Source organism: Agrobacterium sp. 16-2014-1-2a (assembly GCF_053522705.1).
This window is the reverse complement of sequence record NZ_JBNWBX010000005.1, coordinates 124,453-149,920: the sequence shown is the minus strand read 5'-3', so window position 1 is coordinate 149,920 and position 25,468 is coordinate 124,453. Positions and strand designations below refer to the sequence as shown.

The window sequence follows — 25,468 nt, the reverse complement described above, 5'->3', positions numbered from 1 at the left end:
AAGTGGAATAGACGCTATTTTCCGGTTTGCATCCGGTTGGGTTGATCGCATCAATTCGTCTGGATATCTGCTCCGGACAAAGGTTCTTGTAATGCCGCTGAAATTGCCCCTGTCGATATGTCTTCTCGGCACGTTCCTCGTCACATCCGCGCATGCGCAGGAGGCTGTGAAGGGCGTTGTCGAGTTGTTTACATCGCAGGGATGCGCGTCCTGCCCGCCGGCGGACGAAGCATTGCGCAAGATGATCCAGAAGGGTGATGTGGTCGGCCTCTCCTACCATGTCGACTACTGGAATTATCTTGGCTGGACAGATTCCCTGGCATCGAAGGAAAATACAGAACGGCAATATGGCTACATGCGCGCTCTCGGCCGCAACGGTGTCTATACGCCGCAGGCCATCCTGAACGGTCGCGACCACGTCAAGGGTGCGGATGTCCGCGGGATTTACGACAGGCTGGATGCTTTCAAGCGCGAGGGCCAGGGGCTGAACGTGCCGGTCGCATCTAAATTTGCCGGTGACGAGGTGGAGATCGATATTGGCGCCGGCAGCGGCAAGGCCGATGTCGTGGTCGCCTATTTCACGCGCGAACAGACGGTGGATGTGCAGAAAGGCGAAAACCAGGGGAAGAAAATGTCCTACTGGCACAGCGTCTATGACGTGCAGACCGTGGGCATGTGGGATGGTTCACCGATGACGGTGAAGCTTCCGGCGAGCGTGGTGGCAAAGGTGAAAAAGGGTGGCTGCGCCGTGCTGTTGCAAACGGCAAATGCCAGCGGCGATCCGGCGGCAATCGTCGGTGCAAGTATTTTACTGGGGAACGAAACACCCTGATCGCCTGTCTGGCGATGGAAGATCCGATCCGGGCATTGGGGGCTGGGGGTAAAGGGTCAATGCACCGGATCGGGTCATCTTGGTGCCTAGGCATCAATTGACAATAGGACTATTCCATTCAATTCGGGCCATGGTTTGACCGAAATACGGCAGGCCATGCTAAAATGGCTGCCTAAATGGTTACCTTTTTTACCCCTGCTTTTTTCTAAGGCAGCGTCCTTATGGACATCGGCTGGTGTCTTTCTGCGTCCCAGACGCTGGGTTTCGCTGCCGTCCTAAGACCGTAAAACCCTCCTCCAAAGTTGCGATCTCATGTTCAATGGCTGTTCGAGACTTGCAATTTTGTCTTCTCCGGCTCACATTAATCGGACGAGTTGGGTGGAATCGGAGGTATTGGATGACCGATCAACCGGATGTGCAGCAGGTTCAGACCGCTTCACGCGACAGTTCCACCGTTGTCGATCTCCGCGAGTACAAAAAAGACAAAGACCCTCTGCCAATTACATTCCACCGGCGTGAGCTGGACGCGATCCTGCGCATCTATGGCCGCATGGTGGGAGAGGGCGAGTGGCGCGACTATGCCATCGACCACTTGAGGGAAAAGGCGGTATTTTCAGTCTTTAAACGCTCGGGTGAAATGCCGCTCTACAGGATCGAGAAGAACCCAAAGCTGGCGGCGAAACAGGGCGCCTATTGCGTGGTGAATACGGATGGCCGCATTCTCAAACGTGGCCACGAACTGCCGCAGGTTCTCAAGGTTTTCGACAAGGTCCTGAAGCTTATCGAGTGAGATGGGACTACGGGTTACCCATTCCGCCGCTTGATGCCACAGCGGGTTGGGAGACGGTCAGGTTTTGAATTTCTTGTAAATAAAAAGGCGGCCGAATGGCCGCCTTTTGCATGTTTGCCAGTTGGGTTCCTGCCCTTACTTGTCACGGTTGCCCATGAACTGCAGGAGGAACATGAACAGGTTGATGAAGTCGAGATAGAGTGTCAGCGCACCCATGATCGCCTTGCGGCCAGCCACGGCAACTTCGTCGCCATCGAAATACATTTCCTTGATCTTCTGCGTGTCATAGGCGGTGAGGCCAGCGAAGATCAGCACGCCAATCGCGGAGATCGCGAACTGCAGCGCGGAAGAGGCGAGGAAGATGTTGACGATGGATGCGATGATGAGGCCGAACAGACCCATGATCAGGAACGAACCCATGCCCGAAAGGTCTTTCTTCGTCGTGTAACCGTAAAGCGAGAGCGCGCCGAACGAGGCAGCGGTCACGAAGAACGTCTGTACGACGCTCTGGCCGGTATAGACCAGGAAGATCGAAGACAGGGACACGCCCATCAGCGCCGCATAGACCCAGAAGGTCATCTGGGCGGCGGAAACGCTCATGTTCTGGATACGGAAGCTAAGAAAGAACACCAGTCCGAGCGGTGCGAGCATCACAACCCAGCGCAACGGCGATGCATAGAGCAACTGGGCGAAAGCCGGATTGGTGGTCGCGAGCGTGAAGGTAGCGAACGCAGCAACACCGGTGATGACCAGAGCCAGTGCCATAAGGTTGTAAACCCTAAGCATGTAGGCGCGAAGACCTTCATCGATCATCGCACCAGTCTGTGCACGGGTCTGGGCCATGCGGTTCTGGTAGTTATTGAAGTCAGCCATTGTTTCCTCTTTTGAGCTCCGTAATTGCTACGGTGTCGGGATACCTCCCGGGCGCCGCTGCGGAGCTTCAGCAAGCCTGCCCAAGAATATGATGGCAGAACGTGTCCGATACAAGGCCTTTCGCAGTCGAAAAGACACCATATGCGCGAAAAGCGCTCACGTTTCAGCGATCATTACAAAGAATTAATCGTTAAAGTTAAGCAGCGCACAACCGAAGATTATTCACCCGCCTGCCGCAAAACCGGAGCGGCCTTCTGCCCGAGAATTCGCCATGTACCCATGAGGCCGATGCCTACCGTCATGACGAGGGCGACGACGACCGTGCCGATCGCCACATCCGGCAGGAAGCTGGAGGGCAGCTTCATGATGCGGGAAATGACGAACCAGGCGGAGACGCCGCCGGCGAAAAGCGCAAAAACGGCGGTGGCGAGACCGAGCATCATATATTCATAGGAGAAGGCGCGGATCAGCAGGCTGCGTGTACCGCCCAGTGTTTTCAGGATGACCGCATCATGGGTGCGGGCACGGTTTCCGGCGGCAAGAGCGCCGGCGAGGACGAGGACGGAGGCTATGAGCGCAACGGCCGCTGCTGCGCGAATTGCGGTGGCAAGCTGGCCGACCAGCCGGTTGACCACATCGAGGGCGTCCTTCACGCGCACGCTTGTTATCGTTGGGTAGGCGTTGGTAACGGCGCGCAATATCTGGCCCTCCTCGCTTGCGGATGCGGAGGGGTCGGCGAGTGTGGCAAGCCAGGCATGTGGTGCGCCACGGAAGGTATTGGGTGAAAACACCATGACGAAATTGATCGACAGCGATTCCCATTCGACATTGCGCAGATTGGCGATCTTTGCCGTGATGCTGCGGCCGAGCACGTTGACGGTAACGGTGTCGCCGATCTTGAGGCCCAGTTCCTGCGCCTCTTTCGCCGCAAAAGAGACCAGCGGCTCGCCGCTATAATCCTGTCCCCACCATGTTCCTTCGGTCAGCTTGGCGTTTTCGGGAGCATCCTGCGAATAGGTTATGCCCCGATCACCGCGCAGCAGCCAGCGGCCGGATGGCGGCACGTCTATCTTCGTCACGTCCTCGCCATTGAGCGCCAGAATGCGGCCGCGCAGCATCGGCACCTCGGTCAGAGTGCCCTGAGGTGCTTCTTGCCTGAGAAGATCGCGGAAACCCTGCAACTCGGTGCCCTGAATATCCATGAAGAAGAAATTCGGCGCTCGTTCCGGCAGGCTGTCGGTCAGTTCGCGGCGCAGATTGCCGTCGATAAGCGTCAGGGTCACCAGCAACGTCAGCCCAAGGCCGAGGGAGAGAACGACCGAGGGGGTGAGCGCACCCGGCCGGTGAATATTGCCGATCGCCAGGCGAAGGGCGGCGGAATGAACGCGCGGGCTGCGTTTGGCAATGGCCTTGACGCCTGACGCCACCAGTCGCAGCACCACAAACGCGAAGGCGATGGCGGCAAGGAAAACCGAGGCGATGAAACGTTCTTCTGCCGAAAAGATGGCAAGTATGGCCAGCGCAGCCAACAACAAGCTCGTCACTGCAAGATAAGGCCAGGACGGCCAGCTGCCCTCCTCGAACCCCTGCTCTCGAAAAAGGGCGGTCGCGGGAACTTCGCGCGCCTGGCCGAGTGGCACGATGGCGAAGGCAAGTGTCGTCAAGATGCCGAACAGGGCGGCAAGACCAAGTGCTGCTGGATAAAAGGCAAGCTCTTTCGGCACCGGAAGCACACCCTCCAGAAACCGCATGGCGATCAGCGGGGCGATGGCGCCTACAGCTAGGCCGATGATGATGCCAACGGCGGCAATGAACACGATCTGGAAGAGATAGGTCATGGTGACCACGGAAGCCGGCGCGCCGAGGCATTTCAGCGAGGCGATCGTGGTGCGCTTGGAATCAAGGAACGCGCGAACGGCGTTCGCAACGCCGACGCCGCCAACGATGAGGGCGGTCAGGCCCACCAGCGTCAGGAATTGCGAGAAGCGGTTGACGTTTTCGGTAAGCGATGGCGCTGCCCGGTCACTCGTGCGGATGGACCAGCCGGCATCGGGAAACGTCTTGTTGGCCGCATCGGTCATCGTTGCCCGCGCTGCAGGATCGTTCAGCATGATCTTGTAGGCGTGTTCGACCAGACTTCCGTTCTGAACGAGACCTGATGCGAAAAGCGCGTCGCGGCTGACCATCAGCCTTGGGGCAAAACCGAAGCCGTCGGACAGGGCATCCGGCTCGTCGACAACCGTGCCGGTCAGTTTCAGCTTCACATTACCGAGAAGGATGTCGTCGCCGACCTTGATGCCCAGCCGCTCCAGGAGAAGCGGCGCGGCAACGGCGCCATAGGTATCGCCGTTCGCAGCCAGAAGCTCGCTCAGAGGGCGGTTTGGGTCTGCTACGAAGGCGCCGTAAAGCGGATAGGCGCCGTCTACGGCCTTCACTTCCGTCAGCGTCTGTTCGGAACCATCGGCAAGGCGCGCCATGGAGCGCAGCCCTGTGGAAACCGCAATTTTGCCGAGGCCATCGAGGTAGGCCCGTTCCTCTGCGGTTGCCTCCCTGTTGCGCAGCTCGAAGCGCACATCGCCAGCCAGTATCGATTGGCCTTCCGTCGCAATCGCGCTGGTGACGGCGCGTGACACGGAGTTGACAGCGGCAATGGCGCCGGTTCCGAGCGCGATGCAGGCGAGGAAAATATAGAAGCCACGCAAACCGCCGCGAATTTCGCGCCGCGCGAGCCTCAATGCGTTTTTGATGTTGGCAACAGACGGGAGAATGGAGCCGATCATGCCGACACCGCCCGGGCCATATGGGCAGTGGCGCTGTCACCCTCTATCTCGCCGGAGCGCACCTTGATCTGTCTTGAGCAACGGGCGGCCAGTGACGGATCATGGGTGACAAGGATCATCGTCATGCCGCGTTCGGCCTGTTTTGAGAAAAGAAGATCGGCGATCTGCTGGCCCGTATCCGCATCCAGATTGCCGGTCGGTTCGTCTGCGATCAACACGGCGGGGGAGGGTGCAAGCGCGCGGGCGATCGCAACACGCTGCTGTTCGCCACCGGAGAGCTGGCCGGGATAATGGTTGAGGCGTTCGCCGAGACCGACAGCGACGAGTTCCCGTTTGGCGATCTCGAAGGGGTTCGGCACGTTGGCCAGTTCCAGCGGAACGGCTACGTTTTCCAGCGCCGTCATATTGGCGATGAGGTGGAAAGACTGGAAAACGATGCCGATATTCTTGCCGCGGAAATCCGCGAGAGCATCCTCGCCGAGCTTATGCAATTCCGTGCCCGCTATGACGATCTCGCCGCTATCCAGCCTTTCGAGACCGGCAAGCACCATGAGAAGCGTCGATTTTCCCGAACCGGAAGGGCCGACGATCCCCACCGCCTCGCTTTCGCCAATGGCAAGATCGATGCTCTTGAGAACGTGAACGGAGGCGGCGGCGTTGCCGAGCGTGAGGTCGGCCTTCTTAAGCTCTATGATGCTTTTCGTCACAATTCTCGTTCCTATATATGATGAAAACAGTCTGGCGGTGTCGATGCGGACGGTATTTCAGACAATGCAAACCAAGTTAGGAAAGCCGTGATGAGATTTAAAGCTGCCCTGTTTCACTTCATCGTCATTTTCGCCGCCGCCTTTTCCGCCTCGGCGGCCATGGCGCAGGAGCGGACATTGCAACTGGTTGGCCTGGGCGACAGTCTCATGGCGGGTTACCAGTTACCCCCCACCGATGGCTATACGGCACAGCTTGAAGCTGCATTAAAGGCCAAGGGCATCAATGTTACCGTCACCAATGCCGGTGTGTCCGGCGATACATCCTCAGGCGGTCTGGCTCGGGCGGAGTGGTCGGTTCCCGATGGCACCGACGGGGTCATTCTGGAACTCGGCGCCAATGATGCGTTGCGCGGTATTGCGCCGGAACAGACGGAAAAGAACCTCGACGCCATCATTTCCGGCTTTCAGAAACGCAACATAGCGGTGCTGCTGGTCGGCATTATGGCACCGCCGAACATGGGTGACGATTACGCCAAGCGCTTCAACCCGATCTATCCGCAGCTTGCAGAAAAATACAACCTGCCGCTTTATCCGTTTTTTCTGGATGGCGTGGTGACGGATGATAAGTTGAAGCTGGAGGACAAGATGCATCCCAATACGCAGGGTGTGGCGATGATGGTGGAGAAATCTTTGCCGGCTGTTGAAAGCTTCATCAAGACAATCGGTGCGCAAAAAAAATAAGCACTTGCGCCCGCCTGCATTGCATGATTCGCTATGCTTGTTCTGCCAAGAGATTCGGGGAGCTCGCCATGCCGAGACTGTTTATCGCCCTCGAAATTCCGCGCAATGCGGCTATGAGCCTGTCATTGTTGCGCGGTGGTCTGCCGGGAGCCCGGTGGATCGATGTGGAGAATTATCACATAACCCTGCGTTTTATCGGCGATATCGACGGGAGAACCGCCGATGAGGTCGTTGACAGGCTGGACCGGATCGACAGGCCGGAATTCCAGCTCAGTCTCAACGGGATGGGTTCCTTCGGCTCCAAGAAACCGCATTCGATCTGGGCGGGGGTTTCCCCCTCGCCGGAAATGAATGCGCTTCAGGCGGAGGTCGAAAGAATCTGTCAGAGGATCGGCCTGCCGCCGGATCCGCGCAAGTTCATGCCGCATGTGACGCTGGCGCGGTTGCGCTCTTCACGGCTGGACGATGTGGTGCAGTATCTTTCCGGGCGCGGCAATTTCCGCACATCCGCCTTCACGGTCGGTCGTTTCGTGCTGATGTCGTCCAAGGAATCGGTGGGTGGCGGACCCTACATCGTGGAAGAGGTGTTCCCGCTTCACGAAGCGCGGTCCAGCGCCATCTTCTCGAGCAACGAGCTGCATCCTGCAAAAAGCATGTTGTAGACGGCCAGAAATCCGTCGTCGCCACCGAAGTAGGGATCGGGGACGTTTTCGTTGCGTCCCGAAGCGTAGTCCAGGAACAGGTGGATTTTGTGCTTCCGGTTTTCGGGCGCCTTTCGGAGCAGTTTCGCGAGATTTCCTCCGTCCATGGCAAGGATGAGATCGAAGGTCTCGAAATCGGCCTGGCTGACCTGCCGCGCACGCTGCAGGGAAATATCGATCCCATGCTTGCGGGCGATTGCGATGGATCTGCGATCCGGGGCGGTACCGGTGTGCCAACCGCCGGTGCCGGCGGAATCGACAGTGAGTTGGCGAGACAGGCCTCCGGTTTCGGCAAGGTTTGTCAAAATGCCTTCGGCAAGCGGTGAGCGGCAGATATTGCCCATGCAGACAAAAATAACGGCTGTATGTTTCATTGAATATGCGTCGATCCGGTCGTTGAGGCGTTAATGTTTGTCCGAAACAGCGGATCGCATGTCAAGCGGAGGCAAGATGCATGAAATATCCCAGACTTGAACCGGAAGCCATCCGGCAGGCGCTTTTAAAACTCGAAGGCTGGTCCTTGCGCGAGGACGGGGCGGCAATCGTCCGGTCGTTCAAATTTGCGAGTTTTGCGGAGGCTTTTGGTTTCATGGCCGAGTCCGCACTCGTGGCAGAAAAGCTCAATCATCATCCAGAATGGTCCAACGTCTATTCGCGCGTCAGGGTCTGCCTCACCACCCACGATTCGCAGGGCGTTACCGAGCGGGATTTTCTGCTCGCGGAGGCCATGCAGAAGGCGGCAATGGGCCGTGGGAATTGAACGGCGGGCTTTAACTCCCATATAATAACCGTGACCGGAGGACCGTCGATCATGGATGATGTGAAAATCGGTGAAATTCTTTTGCCCGGGGAAACGGGCAGCCAGGGCGAACGCGAACGCGTCGTGCGCGCCAAATTCTGGCCGAAGCTGAAGCGTGTGATGACCAAGGTGCCCTTCGCGCGCGATGCGGCAGCAGCCTATTATTGCGCGATCGACCGGGATACTCCGCTGCGTGCCAAGGGCATTATTCTGGCCGCGCTTGCCTATTTCATCATGCCGTTTGATGCCATACCGGACATGCTGGCGGTCGTTGGTTTTACCGACGACATCGCGGTCATTACGGCCGCGCTTGCGATGATCCGCGCCCACATCAAGATGGAGCACTACGATGCAGCGGATGCCATGCTGAAACGGCAGCAGGAGGCCGAATAACACGTCTGTGATGACGAGGCTCCTCGGAGCCGGGCAGGTGACAAATTGTTGCCTGAATTTGTGTGTCATAGACATGACGGGGAGGGCGTGCCACGCCTTTCTTCTCAGGGTGCGGGCGTAGCCGATCTGTAACACTTCAAGACGTTTTCGGCATTTTATACGTGTTGTTGACGGTTTGGTAACCGCTTCCTGACCACAATGAGAAAAGACGATCCGCACCTGAACGTGGCCGATCCATAAACATGGAGCCCGCCGCTGCTTCGGGCCAATGGAAGACAATAACCCGGCAGGAAATTCTATGTTTGTAAGAAGTGTAGCAACCGCAGTGGCCATTTTGCTGACCAGCGTCGGCGTAGCATCTGCACAGTCGCCCACGCGCATCCAGCAGTTCAATGCATGGGGCGCCTATTCGTACAAATCGGGCAACAGCACCGTCTGCTACGTTCTTTCCATCCCCACTTCCAAGGAACCGGCGAGCGTCGATCACGGCGATATCTTCTTCATCGTGTCGCAGCGTCCGGGCCAGAATATTTCCTACGAGCCGCAGGCCATGGTGGGTTACCCGCTGAAGCAGGGCTCCAAGGTCAATGTCACGATCGACAACAAGAACTTCGTGATGTTTACCAAGGACAAGGCTGCCTGGGTTGAAAATGCTGCCGAAGAACCCGCTCTCGTGGCCGCGATGAAAGGCGGCAAGTCGATGACGGTGAAGGCGGTCTCCGGCCGCGGCACCGCGACTTCCTATTCCTATTCGCTTTCGGGCATTTCGGCTGCTTTCAAGCAGATCGAAAGCTGCAAGTAATCCTGACGCTTCGTCAGCTTTGTGATTGGCCGGTCATCGACCGGCCATTTGCGTTTTTGCTTGTTTGATGCTAAAGGCGCGGCAACATTGACAGGCGGATGCGCGAAAAGTGCTCCGCCTTTGATTTTCTCGACATGCAGACGATTTTCCGCCTTTCCTAAAGGCCGGTCGTGCGATGCATTGGATGATGGGATAGCGTGATGTCCGTATTGCATGCCCCTGCCGGTCTGGCAGTTAAAACTCCCCTGATCGCCAATAGCGATCTCATGTCCGGCAAGCCGTCGCTGATCGGCATGACGCGTGAGGAAATGGGCGAGGCGCTGGCCGAGATCGGCGTGCCGCAGAAGCAGGTGAAGATGCGTGTCAGCCAGTTGTGGAACTGGCTATATGTGCGCGGCGTCTCGGATTTCGACAACATGACCAATGTTGCCAAGGAACTCAGGGAAAAGCTGAAAGCAGCCTTCACCATTGCCCGCCCGGAAATCGTCGAGGAGCAGATTTCCAACGACGGCACCCGCAAATGGCTGATGCGTTTTCCGCCGCGCGGTGCGGGACGCCCTGTCGAGATCGAGACGGTCTATATTCCCGAAGAAGGACGCGGCACGCTTTGCATTTCGAGCCAGGTGGGCTGTTCGCTGACGTGTTCCTTCTGTCACACCGGCACGCAGCGTCTGGTGCGGAACCTGACGGCCGAGGAAATTCTCTCCCAGCTTCTGCTCGCCCGCGACCGGCTCGGCGATTTTCCTGACGGTTCGACGCCGGTCGGCGCCTATGTGCCGAGCGAAGGCCGCAAGGTCTCCAACATCGTGATGATGGGCATGGGCGAACCGCTCTACAATTTCGAACATGTGAAGACCGCACTTCTGATCGCCACCGATGGTGACGGCCTGTCGCTCTCCAAGCGTCGCGTGACCCTGTCCACCTCGGGCGTCGTGCCGGAAATCTTCCGCACGGGCGATGAGATCGGCGTCATGCTGGCGATTTCACTGCATGCGGTGCGCGACGATCTGCGCGACATGCTGGTGCCGATCAACAAGAAATACCCGCTGAAGGAGCTGATCGAGGCTTGCCGCAATTATCCGGGTGTCTCCAACGCCCGCCGCATCACCTTCGAATATGTGATGCTGAAGGATGTGAACGACAGTCTGGAAGACGCCAAGATGCTGGTGCAGCTTCTGAGGGGCGTTCCAGCCAAGATCAATCTCATTCCGTTCAATCCGTGGCCAGGCACGAATTACCAGTGCTCCGAATGGGCGCAGATCGAGAAGTTCGCGGATTTCATCAATCAGGCGGGTTACGCTTCGCCGATCCGTACGCCGCGCGGCCGCGATATTCTCGCTGCCTGCGGCCAGCTGAAATCGGAATCCGAGCGCATGCGCAAAACCGAAAGGCTGGCTTTCGAGGCGATGATGATTGCCAACCACGGTGCGGACGACTGAATCGACGCCAATCGCGGCAGAAAGCTTGGTTCGTTACGGTTCTTTGATTGATTTCGGGCGGTCTTGTTTCTAATAAGACGGCAATAAGAAACCAACTGGAGGATACCTATGCGTGCATTCATTCTGGCGCTCGCAGCCGCGAGCGCCCTCGTTCTGCCGGCCAAGGCTGAAAACGTCACCGTTGCCGTCACCGCCATTGTCGAACATCCGGCGCTTGACGCCGCACGTGACGGCGTCAAGGCAGCGCTTGCCGAAGCCGGTTACAAGGAAGGCGAGAACCTCAAGTTCCTCTACGAGTCCGCGCAGGGTAATCCAGGCACCGCAGCGCAGATTGCGCGTCAGTTCGTGGGCGAAGCCCCCAATGTCATCGTGCCGATCTCCACACCGTCCGCCCAGGCTGTCGTTGCAGCGACGCGCGACATTCCGGTTGTCTTCACGGCTGTTTCCGATCCGGTTGGCGCACAGCTCGTTAAGGACATGCAAAAGCCCGGCCGCAACGTGACCGGACTTTCCGACATGCTGCCGGTTGCTGAGCATCTGGCGCTGATCAAGGAAATTTCGCCCAACGCCAAGTCCATCGGCTTTATCTACAACTCCGCCGAGGCCAACTCCGTCTCGACGCTTGCAGCGCTGAAGGCTGAGGCTGAAAAGGCCGGCCTGAAGGTCGTTGAATCTGTCGCCACAAAATCCGCCGAAGTGCAGGGCGCGACGCGCGCACTGGTCGGCAAGGCCGACGTGATCTACGTGCCGACCGACAATACCATCGTTTCCGCTTTCGAGGCGGCAGCTGGCGTTGCGAGTGAGGCGAAAATTCCGCTTTATGCCGCCGATACGGATTCCGTTGCGCGCGGTGCGGTTGCGGCTCTCGGCTTCAATTATTACGACGTTGGCAAGCAGACCGGTGCTGTCGTTGTTCGCATTCTCAAGGGTGAGAAGCCCGGCGACATTCCGGCAACCGTTGCCGTCGGCACCGATCTGGTGATCAATAAGAAGGCTGCTGAAAAAGCTGGCGTCACCTTCCCCGAAAGTGTGACGAAGCGCGCCACCAAGGTCATCGACTAAACCGGACTTCGGGCGGCGGTCACTCGCCGCCCGTTTTGCGCGGCACGCAATGGTGCCCGTATCCGCCGACGCGGCGGCAATAACAAGGACATTACCGTGAGCCAAATCGCTTTCTGGGGTGCCGTGGAACTGGGACTGGTCTTCGCCTTCGTGGCGATCGGCGTCTATCTCGCTTTCCGGGTACTTGATTTTCCTGATCTGACCGTTGACGGTTCCTTTCCGCTCGGCGCAGCCGTTGCGGCAGTGATGATCATCGCCGGCCTCAATGCCTGGGTCGCGACGGCGATTGCGATGGTTGCCGGCGCCGGTGCTGGCATCGTTACGGCCACGCTCAACGTTCGGTTCAAGATACTCAACCTGCTTGCGTCAATCCTGACGATGATCGCGCTATTTTCGGTGAACCTTCGGGTGATGGGAAAACCGAATGTGGCGCTGCTCAATCAGGATACGATGATCTCGCCGTTCTACGGTCTCGGTCTTTCCGAATATCTCGTGCGGCCACTCTTTATCGGCGTTCTGGTATTGCTCGCTGTCATTCTCGTCTGGCGTTTCCTTGAGAGCGACGCGGGCCTTGCCATGCGGGCGACGGGCGCGAATGCGCGGATGGCGCGCGCCCAAGGGGTGAAGACCGGCAACCAGATCTATCTTGGCATGGCGCTTTCGAATGCACTGGTCGCGCTCGGCGGCGCGCTTTTTGCGCAGACCAATGGCTTTGCCGATGTGACTGCCGGTGTCGGCACCATCGTCGTCGGGCTTGCGGCCGTCATCATCGGCGAAACGCTGTTCGGCTCGCGGGGCATTCTGATTGCGCTCATCGGCTGTGTTTTCGGCTCCATCGCCTACCGCCTTGCCATCCAGCTCGCTTTGTCGAGCGATGTGCTGGGTCTCAAGGCCTCCGATCTCAATTTCGTTACGGCGGTACTGGTAGCCATTGCATTGATCCTGCCTCGACTGCGCCGCGGGGGAGCAACATCGTGATTTCCCTTTCCGACATTCAGGTCATCTTCGGGCGTGGCACACCGCTGCAAAAGCAGGCGCTGGCCAAGATCGATCTTACCATCGAGGATGGTTCCTTCGTTACCGTGATCGGCTCCAACGGTGCCGGCAAATCCACACTTCTCGGCGTTCTCGCGGGCGATGTCCTGCCGACGGCCGGAAAGGTGATGGTTGGTGGCGCCGATGTCACACGCAAAACGACCGCCAGCCGGGCTGGGCGGGTGGCGCGCGTGTTTCAGGACCCATTGGCTGGCAGCTGTGGCGCGCTCACAATTGAGGAGAACCTTGCGCTTGCGGCGTCTCGCGGAGAGCGTCGCGGCTTGTTGCCGGCGCTTGGGCGCGGCAGGCGGGATTTCTTCCGGGAGCGTATCGCTTCGCTCAATCTCGGTCTGGAAAATCGTTTGAAGGACCGCATGGACCTGTTGTCCGGCGGGCAAAGGCAGGCGGTCTCGCTTGTCATGGCAACGCTTTCCGGTTCGGACGTGTTGCTGCTTGACGAACATACGGCAGCACTCGATCCCGGCATGGCGGAGTTCGTGATGGAGCTGACCCGCAAGGTGGTTTCCGAGCGCAAGCTGACGACGCTGATGGTTACCCATTCCATGCGTCAGGCGCTGGACTATGGCGACCGCACGATCATGCTGCACGCCGGTGAGATCGTGCTCGATGTGTCCGGCGAAAGCCGCAAGGGTCTTCAGGTCGAAGATCTTATCGACATGTTCCGCAAGATACGCGGCCAGACGCTTGATGACGATGAGCTATTGATCGGCTGATGAGTTATCCGAAAGGCGCCTGCGGGCGCCTTTTTTATTTGTGCGTCATCGCGTCTGGGTGAGGAAAATCTTGACGGCGAAAAGCGAAAATACACCGGCGATCGTATAATCCAGCCCGCGCAGAACCTTCTTGTTGCGCTGGAGCCAGGCCGACAGCACATCGGCGGCAACGACGATGCCGATGCCGATCGGCAGCGCCACGATGATTGACCAGAGCCCAAGGAAAATAAGCTTGCCGGTTACATGCGGATCGGATGCGCTGACGAATTGCGGCAGGAAGGTCATGAAAAAGATGATGACCTTTGGATTGAGCAGATTGACCCAAATACCGTTCAGCAAGGCGGATTTCAGTGAAGATTGCTGTTTTTCGCCCGTGGTCTTGACCATCACGAAATCCGAGCCCTTGCGGATCGCCTGAATGGCGAGCCAGACAAGATAGGCGGCCCCGCCGGTCTTCAGGATGAGGAAGGCTGTCGGCGATGCGACGATGAGGGCCGCGACGCCGAAGGCAACCAGCATCGTATGCACGGTAATACCGAGATTGGTGCCCACAAGGGTCATGAAACCCGCTGCCCGGCCCTCGCGTATTGACCGGCTGATCCATAGCGTCATGTCAGGACCGGGCGTTACCGCCAGAAGCAGGATGGCGACGGTGAAGGCGGCAAGTGTTGGCAGGCTCGGAACGAAATCCATCGCGGCACCCGTAAAGCTGGAGACTGCCGTTGCTTAACGCGAATTCGCGTTTCTGCCAATGTTTTTGCGCGCCGGGACATTGGTACGAAAACCGGGGATGATCAAAAGTGGATAGCCGCCGCAACTTTCAAAGTGCGGCGGCGTCGGGCGATCAGTTTTTGAGGAAGCTGGTGAAGGCGGCGGAATATTCGGTGTGCCAGCGCGACAGTGGCGGACGATTTTGGACGATGTCTTGAGCGGCCCAAAGAATACGTTTCTCGTCCGTCGGGCGATCCACTTCGCCATCCGGGCAGAGAATGTAGAAATCGCCCCTGGCGATGCTCTCGATCATGAAATCAACGGTCTGCTCGCCGGTCCAGGCTCCTGCTGGTTTTTCCGTCCTGCCATTTGCCGTGAGGCCGGTGAAGACGAAACCGGGGATCAGGAGATGGGCGGAAACCGCGCTGTTCGGAATATTGCGCAGCTCGTGCTGTAGCGCTTCCGTGAAGGCTTTGACGCCGGCCTTCGAGACATTATAGGCCGGATCGCCCGGCGGGGTGGTGATGCCCTGTTTCGAACCGGTATTGATGATGAGCGCGGCCTCGCCATGGGCGACCATGCCCTGCCCAAACACCCGGCTGCCGTTCACGACACCCATCAGGTTGACGTTGATGACTTTTTCCCAGTTGGCCTGAGCGCCGAAGATGGCGCTGCCCGGCTGGATGCCGGCATTGTTCATCAACACATGAACCCGCCCGAAACGCTGGATGACAGCGCGTTCCAGCGCCTCAAGCTCATCGAGTTTCGACACGTCGGTCGGTATTGCGACGATCTGTGCTTCGCCGTCCTTTGCGATGGTCAGAATATCAGCATGCGCTGCGGCAAGCCTGTCACCGTCGAGATCGACGAGGACGACGCTCATGCCGAAACCGGCAAATTTCCGGGCAGCGGCAAGTCCGATACCGGAGGCCGCGCCGGTGATGACGGCGACATTATCTTCCTTGAATGCGGGGTGGATGGTCGTCATAGGTTTTCCTTTCGCGTCGTTTTGTGCTGTTTCCAGCCGTTTGCAACGTTGCCTGCACCCTGAGTGGCTTCATTCACGGTCTTCAAGTTGATCGCGCCGCTTCATGTTAAAGCGCGAAATCGCATAATGCATGTGACAATTCGTTCGTTCCAGTCATGACGCGCTGTTGCGGGGATCTGACCTTTCGCAAATGCCTATTGCCCTTTCGTCCTATTCGTTGTTTTGTCGGGCATCTTTTCCGAAAATCGCTTCACAGTTTTCGGGTTGCACTGTAAAAGTGCCGAAATCCCAAGGAAATGGCGGTACCCCGATGCCGTCATCATGCAGATGGACATCATAATGGCACTCCCGAAAGACGTTAAGAAAGTCGTTCTCGCCTATTCCGGCGGCCTCGACACCTCGATCATCTTGAAGTGGCTTCAGACGGAACTCGGCGCTGAGGTCGTGACCTTTACCGCCGATCTCGGCCAGGGCGAAGAGCTTGAGCCGGCGCGCAAGAAGGCCGAGTTGCTGGGCATCAAGGAAATCTTCGTCGAGGACGTCCGCGAAGAGTTCGTGCGTGATTTCGTTTTTCCGATGTTCCGTGCCAACGCCGTTTATGAAGGTGTCTATCTGCTCGGTACCTCCATCGCCCGCCCGCTGATTTCCAAGCACCTGATCGAGATCGCCAAGAAGACCGGCGCCGATGCCATTGCGCATGGCGCCACCGGCAAGGGCAACGACCAGGTCCGTTTCGAGCTTTCGGCCTATGCGCTGAACCCGGATATCAAGATCATCGCCCCATGGCGCGACTGGACTTTCAAGAGCCGGACCGACCTTCTGGAATTTGCCGAAAAGAACCAGATTCCCGTGGCCAAGGACAAGAAGGGCGAAGCGCCGTTCTCCGTCGACGCCAACCTGCTGCACTCCTCGTCCGAGGGCAAGGTTCTGGAAGACCCGGCTAAGGAAGCCCCGGAATATGTGCACATGCGCACCATTTCCCCGGAAGCGGCGCCTGACAAGGCAACCGTTATCAAGGTCGGTTTCCGCAAGGGTGATGCCTGCTCCATCAATGGTGTGGAAATGTCGCCTGCCACGCTTCTGGCGACGCTCAACAATTATGGTCGCGAAAACGGCATCGGCCGTCTCGATCTGGTCGAGAACCGCTTCGTCGGCATGAAGTCGCGTGGCGTCTACGAAACGCCCGGCGGCACCATCCTGCTGGCTGCGCATCGTGCGATCGAATCCATCACGCTCGACCGGGGTGCCGCGCATCTGAAGGACGATCTGATGCCGCGTTACGCCGAACTCATCTATTACGGCTTCTGGTTCTCGCCCGAGCGCGAGATGCTGCAGGCCCTGATCGACAAGAGCCAGGAGCATGTGGAAGGCGAAGTGACGCTGAAGCTCTACAAGGGCAATGTCATGGTGACTGGCCGCGAGAGCGCGAAGTCGCTCTATTCCGACGCGCTGGTGACGTTCGAGGACGACCACGGTGCTTATGACCAGAAGGACGCAGCTGGCTTCATCAAGCTCAATGCCCTGCGCCTGCGCACCCTTGCGAAGCGTAATCTCGGCAAGTAATTCTGCTGAAGCATGAATTGGAAAAACCCGCAGGTGGCAACGCCTGCGGGTTTTTTCATGTCTCTCTTCTGGAAACGGCGCGAAAGCCGATGTAGCTGGCAACGGCCACGAATTCCATAACCGGAATGATGATGCCGAAGCTGGTCAGCGGGGAACCAATGAGCGAGGCCATTGCCCCACCCGCAAAACCAGATCCCATCTGGATGAAACCCATCATGGCCGATGCCGAGCCGGCGATATGCGGGAAGGGGGCGAGGGCCGCCGTGACCATCGAAGGCGTCAACAGCGCGATCCCGACCGTCGCCACCGCGACGGGTCCCATGATGGAGAGGAAGGATGGCGGCACGAGGAAAACCGACAGCATGATGAGAAGACCGCCCGTGCCGGAAAAACAAAGGCCAAGCACGACGGAACGCCGGTCGCCCAGTCTTGGCGCAATGTAACGCAACGCAATCGAACCGAAGAAATAGGCGCCTGTTTGCATCAGCATGCCGACACCGAAGGCCGTGGGGGACATGCCGACTTCGTTGATAAGGATGAAGGTCAGCATGGTGGCTTGCGCATAAAGTGCGCCGATGGAGCCGCCGAGCACGAGGGCGGCCAGAAGAAAACGCGGCTGCTTCAGCAATGTGCCATAGGCCGACAGAAGGTGTCGGGGTCGGATCCTGGTTTTGTCAGGCACCGTCGTTTCACGCAGAAAAAGCACCACCGAAAGGATGGCGATAGCTCCGAGACCGGCCATGAGGAAAAACACCGATTGCCAGCCAAAAGCCGCAAGCGACAGACCACCGATCGTCGGCCCCATCGCAGGGCCGATCGCCAGCATGATGCCGATGAGGTTCATGATGCTGGAGGCTTCCGGGCCGGTGAACTGATCGCGCACCACGGCGCGCGCAACAGTCATGCCAACGGAAGCGCCGATGCCCTGAACGAGGCGCGCGAACAGCAGCACTTCGATGGTTGGGGCCAAGAGGGCGAGCACACCGCCGCCCAGAAAGATCGACAGGAAGACGAGGCTCGCCTTGCGCCGTCCGAAGGCATCGGATGCCGGCCCGGCAAGCAATTGGGCTAAGGCAAAACCGGCAAAATAGAGCGACAGGCTGAGTTTTATGGCGGAGTCGCTGGTTGCGAAAACCCGTGTCAGTTCCGGCATGGCCGGCGTGTAAATCGACATGGAAATGGGCGCCAGCGCTGTCAGCAATGCTCCGAGCAAAGCCGTGCGTTTTCTGGACATGATCGTTTTCGACATTGCGATCAGCCGTTCTGGCCCTGCTGTTCCGGTTGCAGATTGTTGCGAAGCGTCTGCAGGAAGCTACGGAAAAGCGCGACTTCCTCTTCGTTCAGTCCCTGTGTGGCCTGAAGAACGAGCTGGTCGATTTCGTGACCGACAGCTTCCAGCATGTCGGCGGATGTTTTCGTCAGGACGATACGTTTGGAACGCCTGTCCTGCGGGTCCTGCCGGCGTTCTATCAGATTGAGTGACTGCAACTTGTCGAGATAGGCGCAGATCGTCATGGGTTCGATGCCGAGACGGGCGGCGATGTCAGCCTGCTTGCTGCCATCGATAACCGCAACTGTCAGCAATGCTCTTGCCTCGCCGGGGGTAAGGCCCAGTCCGGCTTCCGAGATACGGCGCTCAAATGCACTGTTCAGCAGGCGTGCGCCGCTGTTCAGCAAAAATGCCAATGAATCTTTTTCGCGTGTGCCCATGCTTCGCCTTTTGGTAAGTCAGCCTTACTAAGTTTCGGACGATAAGCAATGGCGCATAAATCATATTATCGAAAATTGCGTAAAGTATTCGTCAGTTTGATTGCGGACGTCCAACAACATTGCCTGTCATCGTCACGTCGAAGCAAAAAAAGACAATACACCCTGCATTTTTTCCACTTCATCCGTCGTGCCAATGGAACGGGCAATCTCGATCCGGTCAGAAAAATACGTCACAAAGTCGAAATCCGTGTCGTCGGTCACGTCGGCAATGTCAATCACCTCGCCATTGGCATTCAGCGTCTGTGCCGGAAGTTCGGACGAAAGCTCAAGCCAGGTATCGTGGCTGATTTTTCCGGTATCGTAATATTCCTGCGCGATTTCCCGCAATTGCCGGGGGCTGACACGGGTGAAATCGATGCGGTCTATCGTTTCTTCAAAGCCGGTGGCCGCGTCGGATGGGGCTGCCTTGCCGAAATCGGGGCTTCCCACGGGGCTGCTGTTTTTGGGATTGTCCCTGAAAAGGAAACTATTGGCAGACCTTAAAGAATAAATCTCCATAATACATATCTCCATCATGGGATATTATTGCGAGAAATCAAAACATGCCGTCGCCATGCCGGTCAATACTTGGCGGCGTTGACGATCATGTCTTCCACACCAAATTCCGGCATATTGAATTGGCGGTGGAGGCATGCCCATATGGGCGTAAACCGGAATTGTACAAGGAAGATGAAATGCCATCCACGACCGCGCCCTATCCCGCACTCGTTACCTGGAACGGTCAGAACGGTCTGCCGAAATTCGATGCGGTCAAGGATGAGAATTTTGCTCCGGCCTTTGAAGCCGCCCTTTTGTCCCATGAACAGGAAATCGATGCGATTGCCGGCAATCCGCAGGCGCCGACCTTCGAAAACACCGTGACCGCGCTTGAAATCGCCGGCGACGAACTCTCGCGCATTTCGGCGCTGTTCTGGAATAAGGCGGGTGCCCACACCAACAGCGTCATTCAGGCACTGGAGCGGGAAATCGCGCCGAAAATGTCACGGCACTATTCCAAGATCGGCATGAACGAGTCGCTGTTCAGACGCATCGACACGCTATGGGAAACGCGCGATGCGCTTTCCCTGATCGGCGAGGAAAAACGCGTTCTCGAACGGCACTGGAAGGGTTTCGTGCGCTCCGGCGCAAAGTTGCAGAAGGACCGTCAGGAGCGTCTGGCGGCCATCAATGAAGAGCTTGCCGGTCTCGGCGCCAAATTCGGGCAGAATGTTCTGGCGGATGAAAAGAGCTGGAAACTTCTGCTTTCTACCGACGACGAGCTTTCCGGCATTCCCGGTTTTCTGCGTGATGCCATGGCGGGTGCCGCGCGCGAACATGGCGAAGACGGCAAATTTGCCGTTACCCTTTCCCGCTCCATCATCGAGCCATTCCTGACCTTCTCCGAACGCCGCGACTTGCGCGAGCAAGCCTTCAAGGCCTGGGTGGCTCGCGGCGAAAATGGTGGCGATACCGACAACCGCGCAACCGTCCGCCGTACGCTGGAACTGCGTGAGGAAAAGGCACAGCTTCTCGGCTACAAGAATTTTGCTGCCTACAAGCTGGACGACACGATGGCAAAAACGCCGGATGCCGTGAACGGTCTTCTGGGCCAGGTCTGGGAAAAGGCCGTGCTGCGCGCAGGTGAGGAGGAGGCTGAACTTGCCGCCATCATCGCCGCGGAGGGCAAGAACCACGAGGTGATGCCCTGGGACTGGCGCCATTACGCCGAAAAGCTGCGGGCACAGAAATTCAGCTTCTCCGAAACTGAATTGAAACCGTATCTGCAATTGGAAAAGATCATCGATGCGTGTTTCGATGTGGCCAACCGGCTCTTTGCAATTCGTGCCGTCGAGATCAAGGGTGTCGCCGCCTATCATCCCGATGTGCGGGTTTTTGAAATCCGCGACGACAAGGGCGACCTGAAGGCCATGTTCCTCGGCGATTATTTCGCCCGCCCGTCCAAGCGTTCCGGCGCGTGGATGAGTTCGTTCCAGTCGCAGCACAAGCTGCCTTTGAAGAACGGCACTGTCGGTGAAATACCGATCATCTACAATGTCTGCAATTTTGCAAAACCGGCAGAGGGGAAGCCTGCGCTGCTTTCGCTCGATGATGCGCGCACGCTGTTTCACGAATTCGGCCACGCCCTGCACGGCATGTTATCTGATGTCACCTATCCTTCCGTTTCCGGAACGGGTGTGTCGCGCGATTTCGTCGAGTTGCCGTCGCAGCTTTACGAACACTGGCTGACCGTGCCGGAAATTCTGGAGAAATATGCCCTGCATTATGAAACCGGGGCGCCGATGCCAAAGGCGCTGCTGGACAAGGTTCTGGCAGCACAGACCTTCAATGCCGGTTTCAGCACGGTGGAATTCACTTCTTCGGCTATCGTCGATATGGCGTTCCATACCCGTGACAGCGTCGGCGATCCCATGGTCGTGCAAGGTGAGGTGCTTTCCGCCCTGAACATGCCGAAGTCCATTGTCATGCGGCATGCGACGCCACATTTCCAGCATGTGTTTTCCGGTGATGGTTATTCGGCCGGTTATTATTCCTACATGTGGTCGGAGGTGCTGGACGCCGACGCGTTTTCTGCCTTCGAGGAAACCGGCAATGCCTTCGATGGTGAAATGGCGCGCAAGCTGAAAGAGAATATCTATTCAGTCGGTGGCTCGATCGATCCGGAGGAGGCCTATCTCGCTTTTCGCGGCAAGATGCCAAGTCCCGATGCCATGCTTTTGAAGCGCGGCCTCGTATAAAAGACTGTCATATTCTTGAGCTAGAACCTGAGCGCAGGGGGCATATGACAATGCCCCCCTTTCGCATTTGCAAAAAAAAGGTTATGAGCGCGCCAAACTAAATTGGCGCATCTCCCGACGGTAGCGCCCAACCTCAGAGATTTTGAACAATGGCAATTCGCAACATCGCGATTATCGCGCACGTTGACCATGGAAAAACGACGCTCGTTGACGAGCTTCTGAAGCAGTCCGGCTCGTTCCGCGACAACCAGCGCGTTGCGGAACGCGTGATGGATAGCAACGATCTCGAAAAGGAACGCGGCATCACCATTCTTGCCAAGGCGACTTCGGTGGAGTGGAAGGGTGTTCGCATCAACATCGTCGACACCCCCGGCCACGCCGATTTCGGCGGCGAAGTTGAGCGTATCCTGTCGATGGTGGATGGCGCGATCGTTCTGGTCGATAGTTCCGAAGGCCCGATGCCGCAGACGAAATTCGTCGTCAGCAAGGCGCTGAAGGTTGGTCTTCGTCCGATCGTCGCGATCAACAAGATCGACCGTCCGGATGGCCGCCATGAAGAAGTCATCAACGAAGTTTTCGACCTTTTCGCAAACCTCGATGCTACCGACGAGCAGCTCGACTTCCCGATCCTTTACGGTTCCGGCCGTGACGGCTGGATGAACGTCAACCCAGAAGGTCCGAAGGATCAGGGTCTTGCACCGTTGCTCGATCTGGTTCTCGAGCATGTTCCGGAGCCTACGGTTGAAGAAGGTCCGTTCCGTCTGATCGGTACCATCCTCGAAGCCAACCCCTTCCTCGGCCGTATCATCACCGGCCGTATCGCTTCCGGTTCGATCAAGCCGAACCAGGCCGTGAAGGTACTTGGCCAGGACGGCAAGACGATCGAAACCGGTCGTATTTCCAAGATCCTCGCATTCCGCGGCATTGAGCGCACGTCCATCGATGAGGCCCATGCGGGTGACATCGTCGCCATCGCTGGTCTTTCCAAGGGCACTGTTGCCGATACCTTCTGTGACCCTTCCGTCACCGAGGCGATGACCGCACAGCCGATCGATCCGCCGACCGTTACCATGTCCTTCATCGTCAACGACAGCCCGCTTGCCGGCACCGAAGGCGACAAGGTCACGAGCCGCGTCATCCGCGACCGTCTGTTCAAGGAAGCCGAAGGCAACGTCGCGCTGAAGATTGAAGAGGCTGAAGGCAAGGATTCGTTCTTCGTTTCCGGGCGTGGCGAATTGCAGCTGGCAGTTCTCATCGAAACGATGCGTCGTGAAGGCTTCGAGCTTGCAGTTTCGCGTCCGCGCGTTGTCATGCACAAGGATGAGAACGGCGCCATGATGGAGCCGATCGAAGAAGTCGTGATCGACGTCGATGAAGAGCACTCCGGCGTCGTCGTTCAGAAGATGTCCGAGCGCAAGGCTGAAATGGCTGAACTCCGTCCCTCCGGCGGTAATCGCGTTCGTCTGAAGTTCTACGCTCCGACCCGCGGCCTGATCGGCTACCAGTCGGAACTTTTGACCGACACGCGCGGCACGGCGATCATGAACCGTCTGTTCCACGACTATCAGCCGTACAAGGGTGCGATTGCTGGTCGCGTTAACGGCGTTCTTTTGTCGAACGGTTCGGGCGAAGCTGTCGCCTACGCCATGTTCAACCTGGAAGATCGTGGCCCGATGATCATCGAGCCGGGTGAGAAGGTTTATGCCGGAATGATTATCGGCATTCACTCTCGCGATAACGATCTCGAAGTGAACGTGCTGAAGGGCAAGCAGCTGACCAACATCCGCGCCGCCGGCAAGGATGAAGCCGTAAAGCTGACGCCGCCGATCCGCATGACGCTCGACCGCGCGCTTTCCTGGATCCAGGACGACGAGCTGATGGAAGTGACGCCGAAGTCCATCCGTCTGCGCAAGATGTTCCTCGACGCCAACGATCGCAAGCGTTTCGAAAAGGCGAAGCTCGCAGTTTGATTGCGGCTTCCCGTCAAGAATTGAAAAAACCCGGCCGCGAGCCGGGTTTTTTTATGCGCATGTTTTATTTGTGCATGAGTCGAAAGACCCTTGTGTCAAAGGTTAAGGATGCGTTAATTTTTCTCGGTCGTCCACATGAATAGGCTGTGGGTAAGCTTGCTGTCGTTAACCTTTATGGCTGGCAAGTTTTCATGGTCGGGGCCAGAATCGCGTTATGAAAACGTTATCCATAGATGTTCGCCGAGCCGAACCGCAAGATGCGCGCGCAATAGCCGAAGCGCACCGTCTGTCATGGCAACAGGCCTATGCCGGGCTGATCCCGCACCGACCGCTGACGCAGATGCTGGAGCGCCGCGGCGAAATCTGGTGGAAGAAGGCGACCCGGGGTTCCGCAACCATGCTGGTGGTGGAAGTGAAGGGCGTGGTTGCCGGATATGCCACGCTGGGCTTAAGCCGTGCGCGTGGGCTGCCGCATGACGGCGAAATCTACGAGCTTTATCTGCGGCCGGAATATCAGGGCATCGGGCTTGGCTCGCTGCTGTTCACGGAAGCTCGCCGGCTGCTGACCTCGCTCGGCTGCAACGGTGTTGTGGTCTGGTGCCTCGAAGATAGCGAGGTCGCCAATCGGTTTTTCCGTTCGCATGGCGGCCGGGACATCGCCGAGGGCATGGAAGATTTCGGCGGTAGGTCACTACGCAAGATCGGTTTCGTCTGGAACTGAGTACGCAGCCGGGTGATTTCACGCCGGTTTCATTTTTTCCGGTCGGCCATTCGCAATCCCGATGCCCTCAAATTCGGCATTCTGCCTTATCCGCCTAAAGCCATGTTGCAATACGGCGACTTTCCCAGTATCGAAAACCAAATCCAACCCCGTCGAATGAGGGAAGCGAATGCGTATCGATGCAATTTCCATTGGCAAGAATCCGCCGGAAGACGTGAATGTTATTGTCGAGGTGCCGGTTGGCGGCCAGCCGATCAAGTACGAGATGGACAAGGACGCCGGTGCGCTGATCGTCGATCGCTTCCTCTACACGCCAATGACCTATCCGGGTAACTATGGCTTCGTGCCGCACACGCTTTCCGACGATGGCGACCCGATCGACGTTCTTATCTGCAATACCCGCCCGCTGGTTCCTGGCTGCGTGATCAATGTGCGCCCCATCGGCGTCATGATCATGGAAGACGACGGCGGCAAGGACGAGAAGATCCTCGCCGTTCCGGTTCCGAAGCTGACGCGCCGTTACGACAAGGTCCACAACTACACCGACCTGCCGGAAATCACGCTGAAGCAGATCGAGCACTTCTTCGAGCACTACAAGGATCTGGAGCCCGGCAAGTGGGTGAAGATGGGCGGTTGGCAGGATGTCGACGTTGCCAAGAAGCTTATCGTCGAAGCCATCGAGCGCTACAAGACGCAGGGCTGATTTCAGCCGTTGCTTTAGACTCCCAGCTTTCTAAAAAGCTTTTTCGAAATCCTCCGGGTCGGTATCGATCCGGAGGATTTTTTTACGCGCTGTTTCACCTGAAATGAAGGTGATGGACGATTTGGGCAGTCCGAGTTTTTTCGCCAGCAAAATGACCAGGGCCTTGTTCGCCTTGCCGCCTTCAGGTACTGCGCTGACGCGGCCCTTCAGATGGGCATTTCCGTCAGCATCCTGCTCCACGCCGTCAATGGCATCGCGTCCCCCGTTCGGGGTGAGGCGAACGGACAGGCGTATGTGATCGCCGTGTTTTTGCCAGAGGTCGCTCAAGCGACCATGGGATAGAGCGTATTCCACATGAAGGAGCGGATGAAGAAGATGATCAGCAGCAGGATGATCGGCGAAATATCGATGCCGCCGAGATTAGGCAGAATGCTACGGATTGGGCGCAGAACCGGCTCGGTGACGTTGACCAGAAAGCTGCCGATGGCATTCACGAACTGGTTGCGGGAGTTGATGACGTTGAAGGCGTAAAGCCAGGAAAAAATGGCGCTGGCGATCAGCACCCACGTATAGAGGTTCAAAGCCAGATCGATGGTCTGAAACAGGGCAAGCATCAATA

27 protein-coding genes are annotated in these 25,468 nt (G+C 57.7%); 16 read left to right on the top strand and 11 right to left on the bottom strand.

The annotated features are described in order from the left end of the window. Nucleotides 1-91: 91 nt before the first annotated feature. Both ACQZ45_RS16720 and ACQZ45_RS16715 read left to right on the top strand, forming a co-directional pair. Entirely contained in the window at nucleotides 92-832 is a 741-nt protein-coding gene (locus tag ACQZ45_RS16720) for a DUF1223 domain-containing protein (RefSeq protein WP_003516643.1), read from the top strand. 397 nt (nucleotides 833-1,229) lie between these two features. After that, the gene (locus ACQZ45_RS16715) at nucleotides 1,230-1,622 is read left to right on the top strand and encodes a DUF2794 domain-containing protein (protein ID WP_003516645.1); all 393 of its coding nucleotides are present in this window, start codon (nucleotides 1,230-1,232) and stop codon (nucleotides 1,620-1,622) included. Between the two features lie 135 nt (nucleotides 1,623-1,757). Here ACQZ45_RS16715 and ACQZ45_RS16710 read toward each other — a convergent pair whose 3' ends face one another. The 3 genes from ACQZ45_RS16710 to ACQZ45_RS16700 form a co-directional block, all read right to left on the bottom strand. Next, nucleotides 1,758-2,495, bottom strand: a complete 738-nt coding sequence (locus ACQZ45_RS16710; RefSeq protein WP_003516647.1) for a Bax inhibitor-1/YccA family protein — start codon at nucleotides 2,493-2,495, stop codon at nucleotides 1,758-1,760. A gap of 218 nt (nucleotides 2,496-2,713) precedes the next feature. After that, nucleotides 2,714-5,275, bottom strand: coding sequence for an ABC transporter permease (locus ACQZ45_RS16705; RefSeq protein ID WP_113291847.1), 2,562 nt, complete (start codon nucleotides 5,273-5,275; stop codon nucleotides 2,714-2,716). Further along, nucleotides 5,272-5,982 (bottom strand): ABC transporter ATP-binding protein, encoded by a 711-nt coding sequence (locus ACQZ45_RS16700; RefSeq protein WP_003516652.1) that lies wholly within the window; start codon nucleotides 5,980-5,982, stop codon nucleotides 5,272-5,274. Before ACQZ45_RS16700 ends, ACQZ45_RS16705 begins: the two co-directional genes overlap by 4 nt. A 90-nt stretch (nucleotides 5,983-6,072) precedes the next feature. Here ACQZ45_RS16700 and ACQZ45_RS16695 point away from each other — a divergent pair, with 90 nt between their 5' ends. Continuing rightward, nucleotides 6,073-6,723, top strand: a complete 651-nt coding sequence (locus ACQZ45_RS16695; protein WP_025594574.1) for an arylesterase — start codon at nucleotides 6,073-6,075, stop codon at nucleotides 6,721-6,723. 68 nt (nucleotides 6,724-6,791) lie between these two features. Next, nucleotides 6,792-7,385: an RNA 2',3'-cyclic phosphodiesterase gene (gene thpR, locus ACQZ45_RS16690; protein WP_003516655.1), complete on the top strand. Its 594-nt coding sequence runs from the start codon at nucleotides 6,792-6,794 to the stop codon at nucleotides 7,383-7,385. On the opposite strand, the gene ACQZ45_RS16685 is transcribed toward thpR, so the two are convergent. Beyond that, the gene (locus ACQZ45_RS16685; RefSeq protein WP_065688683.1) at nucleotides 7,319-7,798 is read right to left on the bottom strand and encodes a low molecular weight protein-tyrosine-phosphatase; all 480 of its coding nucleotides are present in this window, start codon (nucleotides 7,796-7,798) and stop codon (nucleotides 7,319-7,321) included. The genes thpR and ACQZ45_RS16685 overlap by 67 nt on opposite strands. An 80-nt stretch (nucleotides 7,799-7,878) precedes the next feature. On the opposite strand from ACQZ45_RS16685, the gene ACQZ45_RS16680 reads away from it, so the two are divergent. From ACQZ45_RS16680 to ACQZ45_RS16650, 7 genes are all read left to right on the top strand, one after another. Continuing rightward, entirely contained in the window at nucleotides 7,879-8,184 is a 306-nt protein-coding gene (locus ACQZ45_RS16680; protein ID WP_113291848.1) for a 4a-hydroxytetrahydrobiopterin dehydratase, read from the top strand. Between the two features lie 51 nt (nucleotides 8,185-8,235). Next, nucleotides 8,236-8,616, top strand: a complete 381-nt coding sequence (locus ACQZ45_RS16675) for a YkvA family protein (RefSeq protein WP_003516660.1) — start codon at nucleotides 8,236-8,238, stop codon at nucleotides 8,614-8,616. A 298-nt stretch (nucleotides 8,617-8,914) separates the two neighbouring features. After that, nucleotides 8,915-9,418, top strand: a complete 504-nt coding sequence (locus tag ACQZ45_RS16670) for an invasion associated locus B family protein (RefSeq protein WP_003516662.1) — start codon at nucleotides 8,915-8,917, stop codon at nucleotides 9,416-9,418. A 266-nt stretch (nucleotides 9,419-9,684) separates the two neighbouring features. Next, a complete protein-coding gene (gene rlmN / locus ACQZ45_RS16665) occupies nucleotides 9,685-10,857 on the top strand; it encodes a 23S rRNA (adenine(2503)-C(2))-methyltransferase RlmN (protein WP_075807724.1) in 1,173 nt (390 codons plus the stop codon). Nucleotides 10,858-10,965: 108 nt separating this feature from the next. Next, the gene (locus ACQZ45_RS16660; RefSeq protein WP_065688681.1) at nucleotides 10,966-11,919 is read left to right on the top strand and encodes an ABC transporter substrate-binding protein; all 954 of its coding nucleotides are present in this window, start codon (nucleotides 10,966-10,968) and stop codon (nucleotides 11,917-11,919) included. Nucleotides 11,920-12,015: 96 nt separating this feature from the next. Beyond that, nucleotides 12,016-12,897, top strand: a complete 882-nt coding sequence (locus ACQZ45_RS16655) for an ABC transporter permease (protein WP_003516669.1) — start codon at nucleotides 12,016-12,018, stop codon at nucleotides 12,895-12,897. After that, nucleotides 12,894-13,688, top strand: coding sequence for an ABC transporter ATP-binding protein (locus tag ACQZ45_RS16650; RefSeq protein ID WP_019566037.1), 795 nt, complete (start codon nucleotides 12,894-12,896; stop codon nucleotides 13,686-13,688). Before ACQZ45_RS16655 ends, ACQZ45_RS16650 begins: the two co-directional genes overlap by 4 nt. Nucleotides 13,689-13,733: 45 nt before the next feature. On the opposite strand, the gene ACQZ45_RS16645 is transcribed toward ACQZ45_RS16650, so the two are convergent. Together ACQZ45_RS16645 and ACQZ45_RS16640 are read right to left on the bottom strand one after the other, a co-directional pair. Beyond that, nucleotides 13,734-14,381, bottom strand: coding sequence for a LysE family translocator (locus tag ACQZ45_RS16645; protein WP_003516674.1), 648 nt, complete (start codon nucleotides 14,379-14,381; stop codon nucleotides 13,734-13,736). A 151-nt stretch (nucleotides 14,382-14,532) separates the two neighbouring features. Next, on the bottom strand, nucleotides 14,533-15,387 hold the full coding sequence (locus ACQZ45_RS16640; protein WP_003516675.1) for an SDR family NAD(P)-dependent oxidoreductase: 855 nt from the start codon (nucleotides 15,385-15,387) through the stop codon (nucleotides 14,533-14,535). A gap of 339 nt (nucleotides 15,388-15,726) precedes the next feature. On the opposite strand from ACQZ45_RS16640, the gene ACQZ45_RS16635 reads away from it, so the two are divergent. Continuing rightward, entirely contained in the window at nucleotides 15,727-16,950 is a 1,224-nt protein-coding gene (locus ACQZ45_RS16635) for an argininosuccinate synthase (protein ID WP_003516677.1), read from the top strand. Between the two features lie 55 nt (nucleotides 16,951-17,005). Here the strand turns inward: ACQZ45_RS16635 and ACQZ45_RS16630 are convergent, their stop codons facing one another. The 3 genes from ACQZ45_RS16630 to ACQZ45_RS16620 all read right to left on the bottom strand — a co-directional run bounded on the left by ACQZ45_RS16630 (nucleotide 17,006) and on the right by ACQZ45_RS16620 (nucleotide 19,218). Next, the gene (locus tag ACQZ45_RS16630; protein ID WP_080800730.1) at nucleotides 17,006-18,184 is read right to left on the bottom strand and encodes a multidrug effflux MFS transporter; all 1,179 of its coding nucleotides are present in this window, start codon (nucleotides 18,182-18,184) and stop codon (nucleotides 17,006-17,008) included. A gap of 20 nt (nucleotides 18,185-18,204) precedes the next feature. Beyond that, entirely contained in the window at nucleotides 18,205-18,660 is a 456-nt protein-coding gene (locus tag ACQZ45_RS16625) for a MarR family winged helix-turn-helix transcriptional regulator (protein ID WP_113291849.1), read from the bottom strand. 132 nt (nucleotides 18,661-18,792) lie between these two features. Beyond that, nucleotides 18,793-19,218 carry a hypothetical protein gene (locus ACQZ45_RS16620; RefSeq protein ID WP_025594566.1) on the bottom strand — a complete coding sequence of 142 codons (426 nt, stop codon included), beginning with the start codon at nucleotides 19,216-19,218 and terminating at the stop codon, nucleotides 18,793-18,795. A gap of 176 nt (nucleotides 19,219-19,394) precedes the next feature. On the opposite strand from ACQZ45_RS16620, the gene ACQZ45_RS16615 reads away from it, so the two are divergent. From ACQZ45_RS16615 to ppa, 4 genes are all read left to right on the top strand, one after another. Next, nucleotides 19,395-21,455: a M3 family metallopeptidase gene (locus ACQZ45_RS16615; protein ID WP_025594564.1), complete on the top strand. Its 2,061-nt coding sequence runs from the start codon at nucleotides 19,395-19,397 to the stop codon at nucleotides 21,453-21,455. 149 nt (nucleotides 21,456-21,604) lie between these two features. Continuing rightward, nucleotides 21,605-23,425: a translational GTPase TypA gene (gene typA, locus ACQZ45_RS16610; RefSeq protein WP_003516684.1), complete on the top strand. Its 1,821-nt coding sequence runs from the start codon at nucleotides 21,605-21,607 to the stop codon at nucleotides 23,423-23,425. Between the two features lie 214 nt (nucleotides 23,426-23,639). Then, complete coding sequence (locus ACQZ45_RS16605) at nucleotides 23,640-24,146, top strand: GNAT family N-acetyltransferase (RefSeq protein ID WP_003516685.1); 507 nt, start codon at nucleotides 23,640-23,642, stop codon at nucleotides 24,144-24,146. Nucleotides 24,147-24,315: 169 nt separating this feature from the next. Continuing rightward, entirely contained in the window at nucleotides 24,316-24,849 is a 534-nt protein-coding gene (ppa, locus tag ACQZ45_RS16600; RefSeq protein ID WP_003516686.1) for an inorganic diphosphatase, read from the top strand. Between the two features lie 30 nt (nucleotides 24,850-24,879). On the opposite strand, the gene ACQZ45_RS16595 is transcribed toward ppa, so the two are convergent. After that, on the bottom strand, nucleotides 24,880-25,176 hold the full coding sequence (locus ACQZ45_RS16595) for a DUF167 domain-containing protein (protein ID WP_113291850.1): 297 nt from the start codon (nucleotides 25,174-25,176) through the stop codon (nucleotides 24,880-24,882). Next, entirely contained in the window at nucleotides 25,173-25,463 is a 291-nt protein-coding gene (locus ACQZ45_RS16590) for a YggT family protein (RefSeq protein ID WP_003516688.1), read from the bottom strand. Before ACQZ45_RS16590 ends, ACQZ45_RS16595 begins: the two co-directional genes overlap by 4 nt. Nucleotides 25,464-25,468 lie beyond the last annotated feature (5 nt).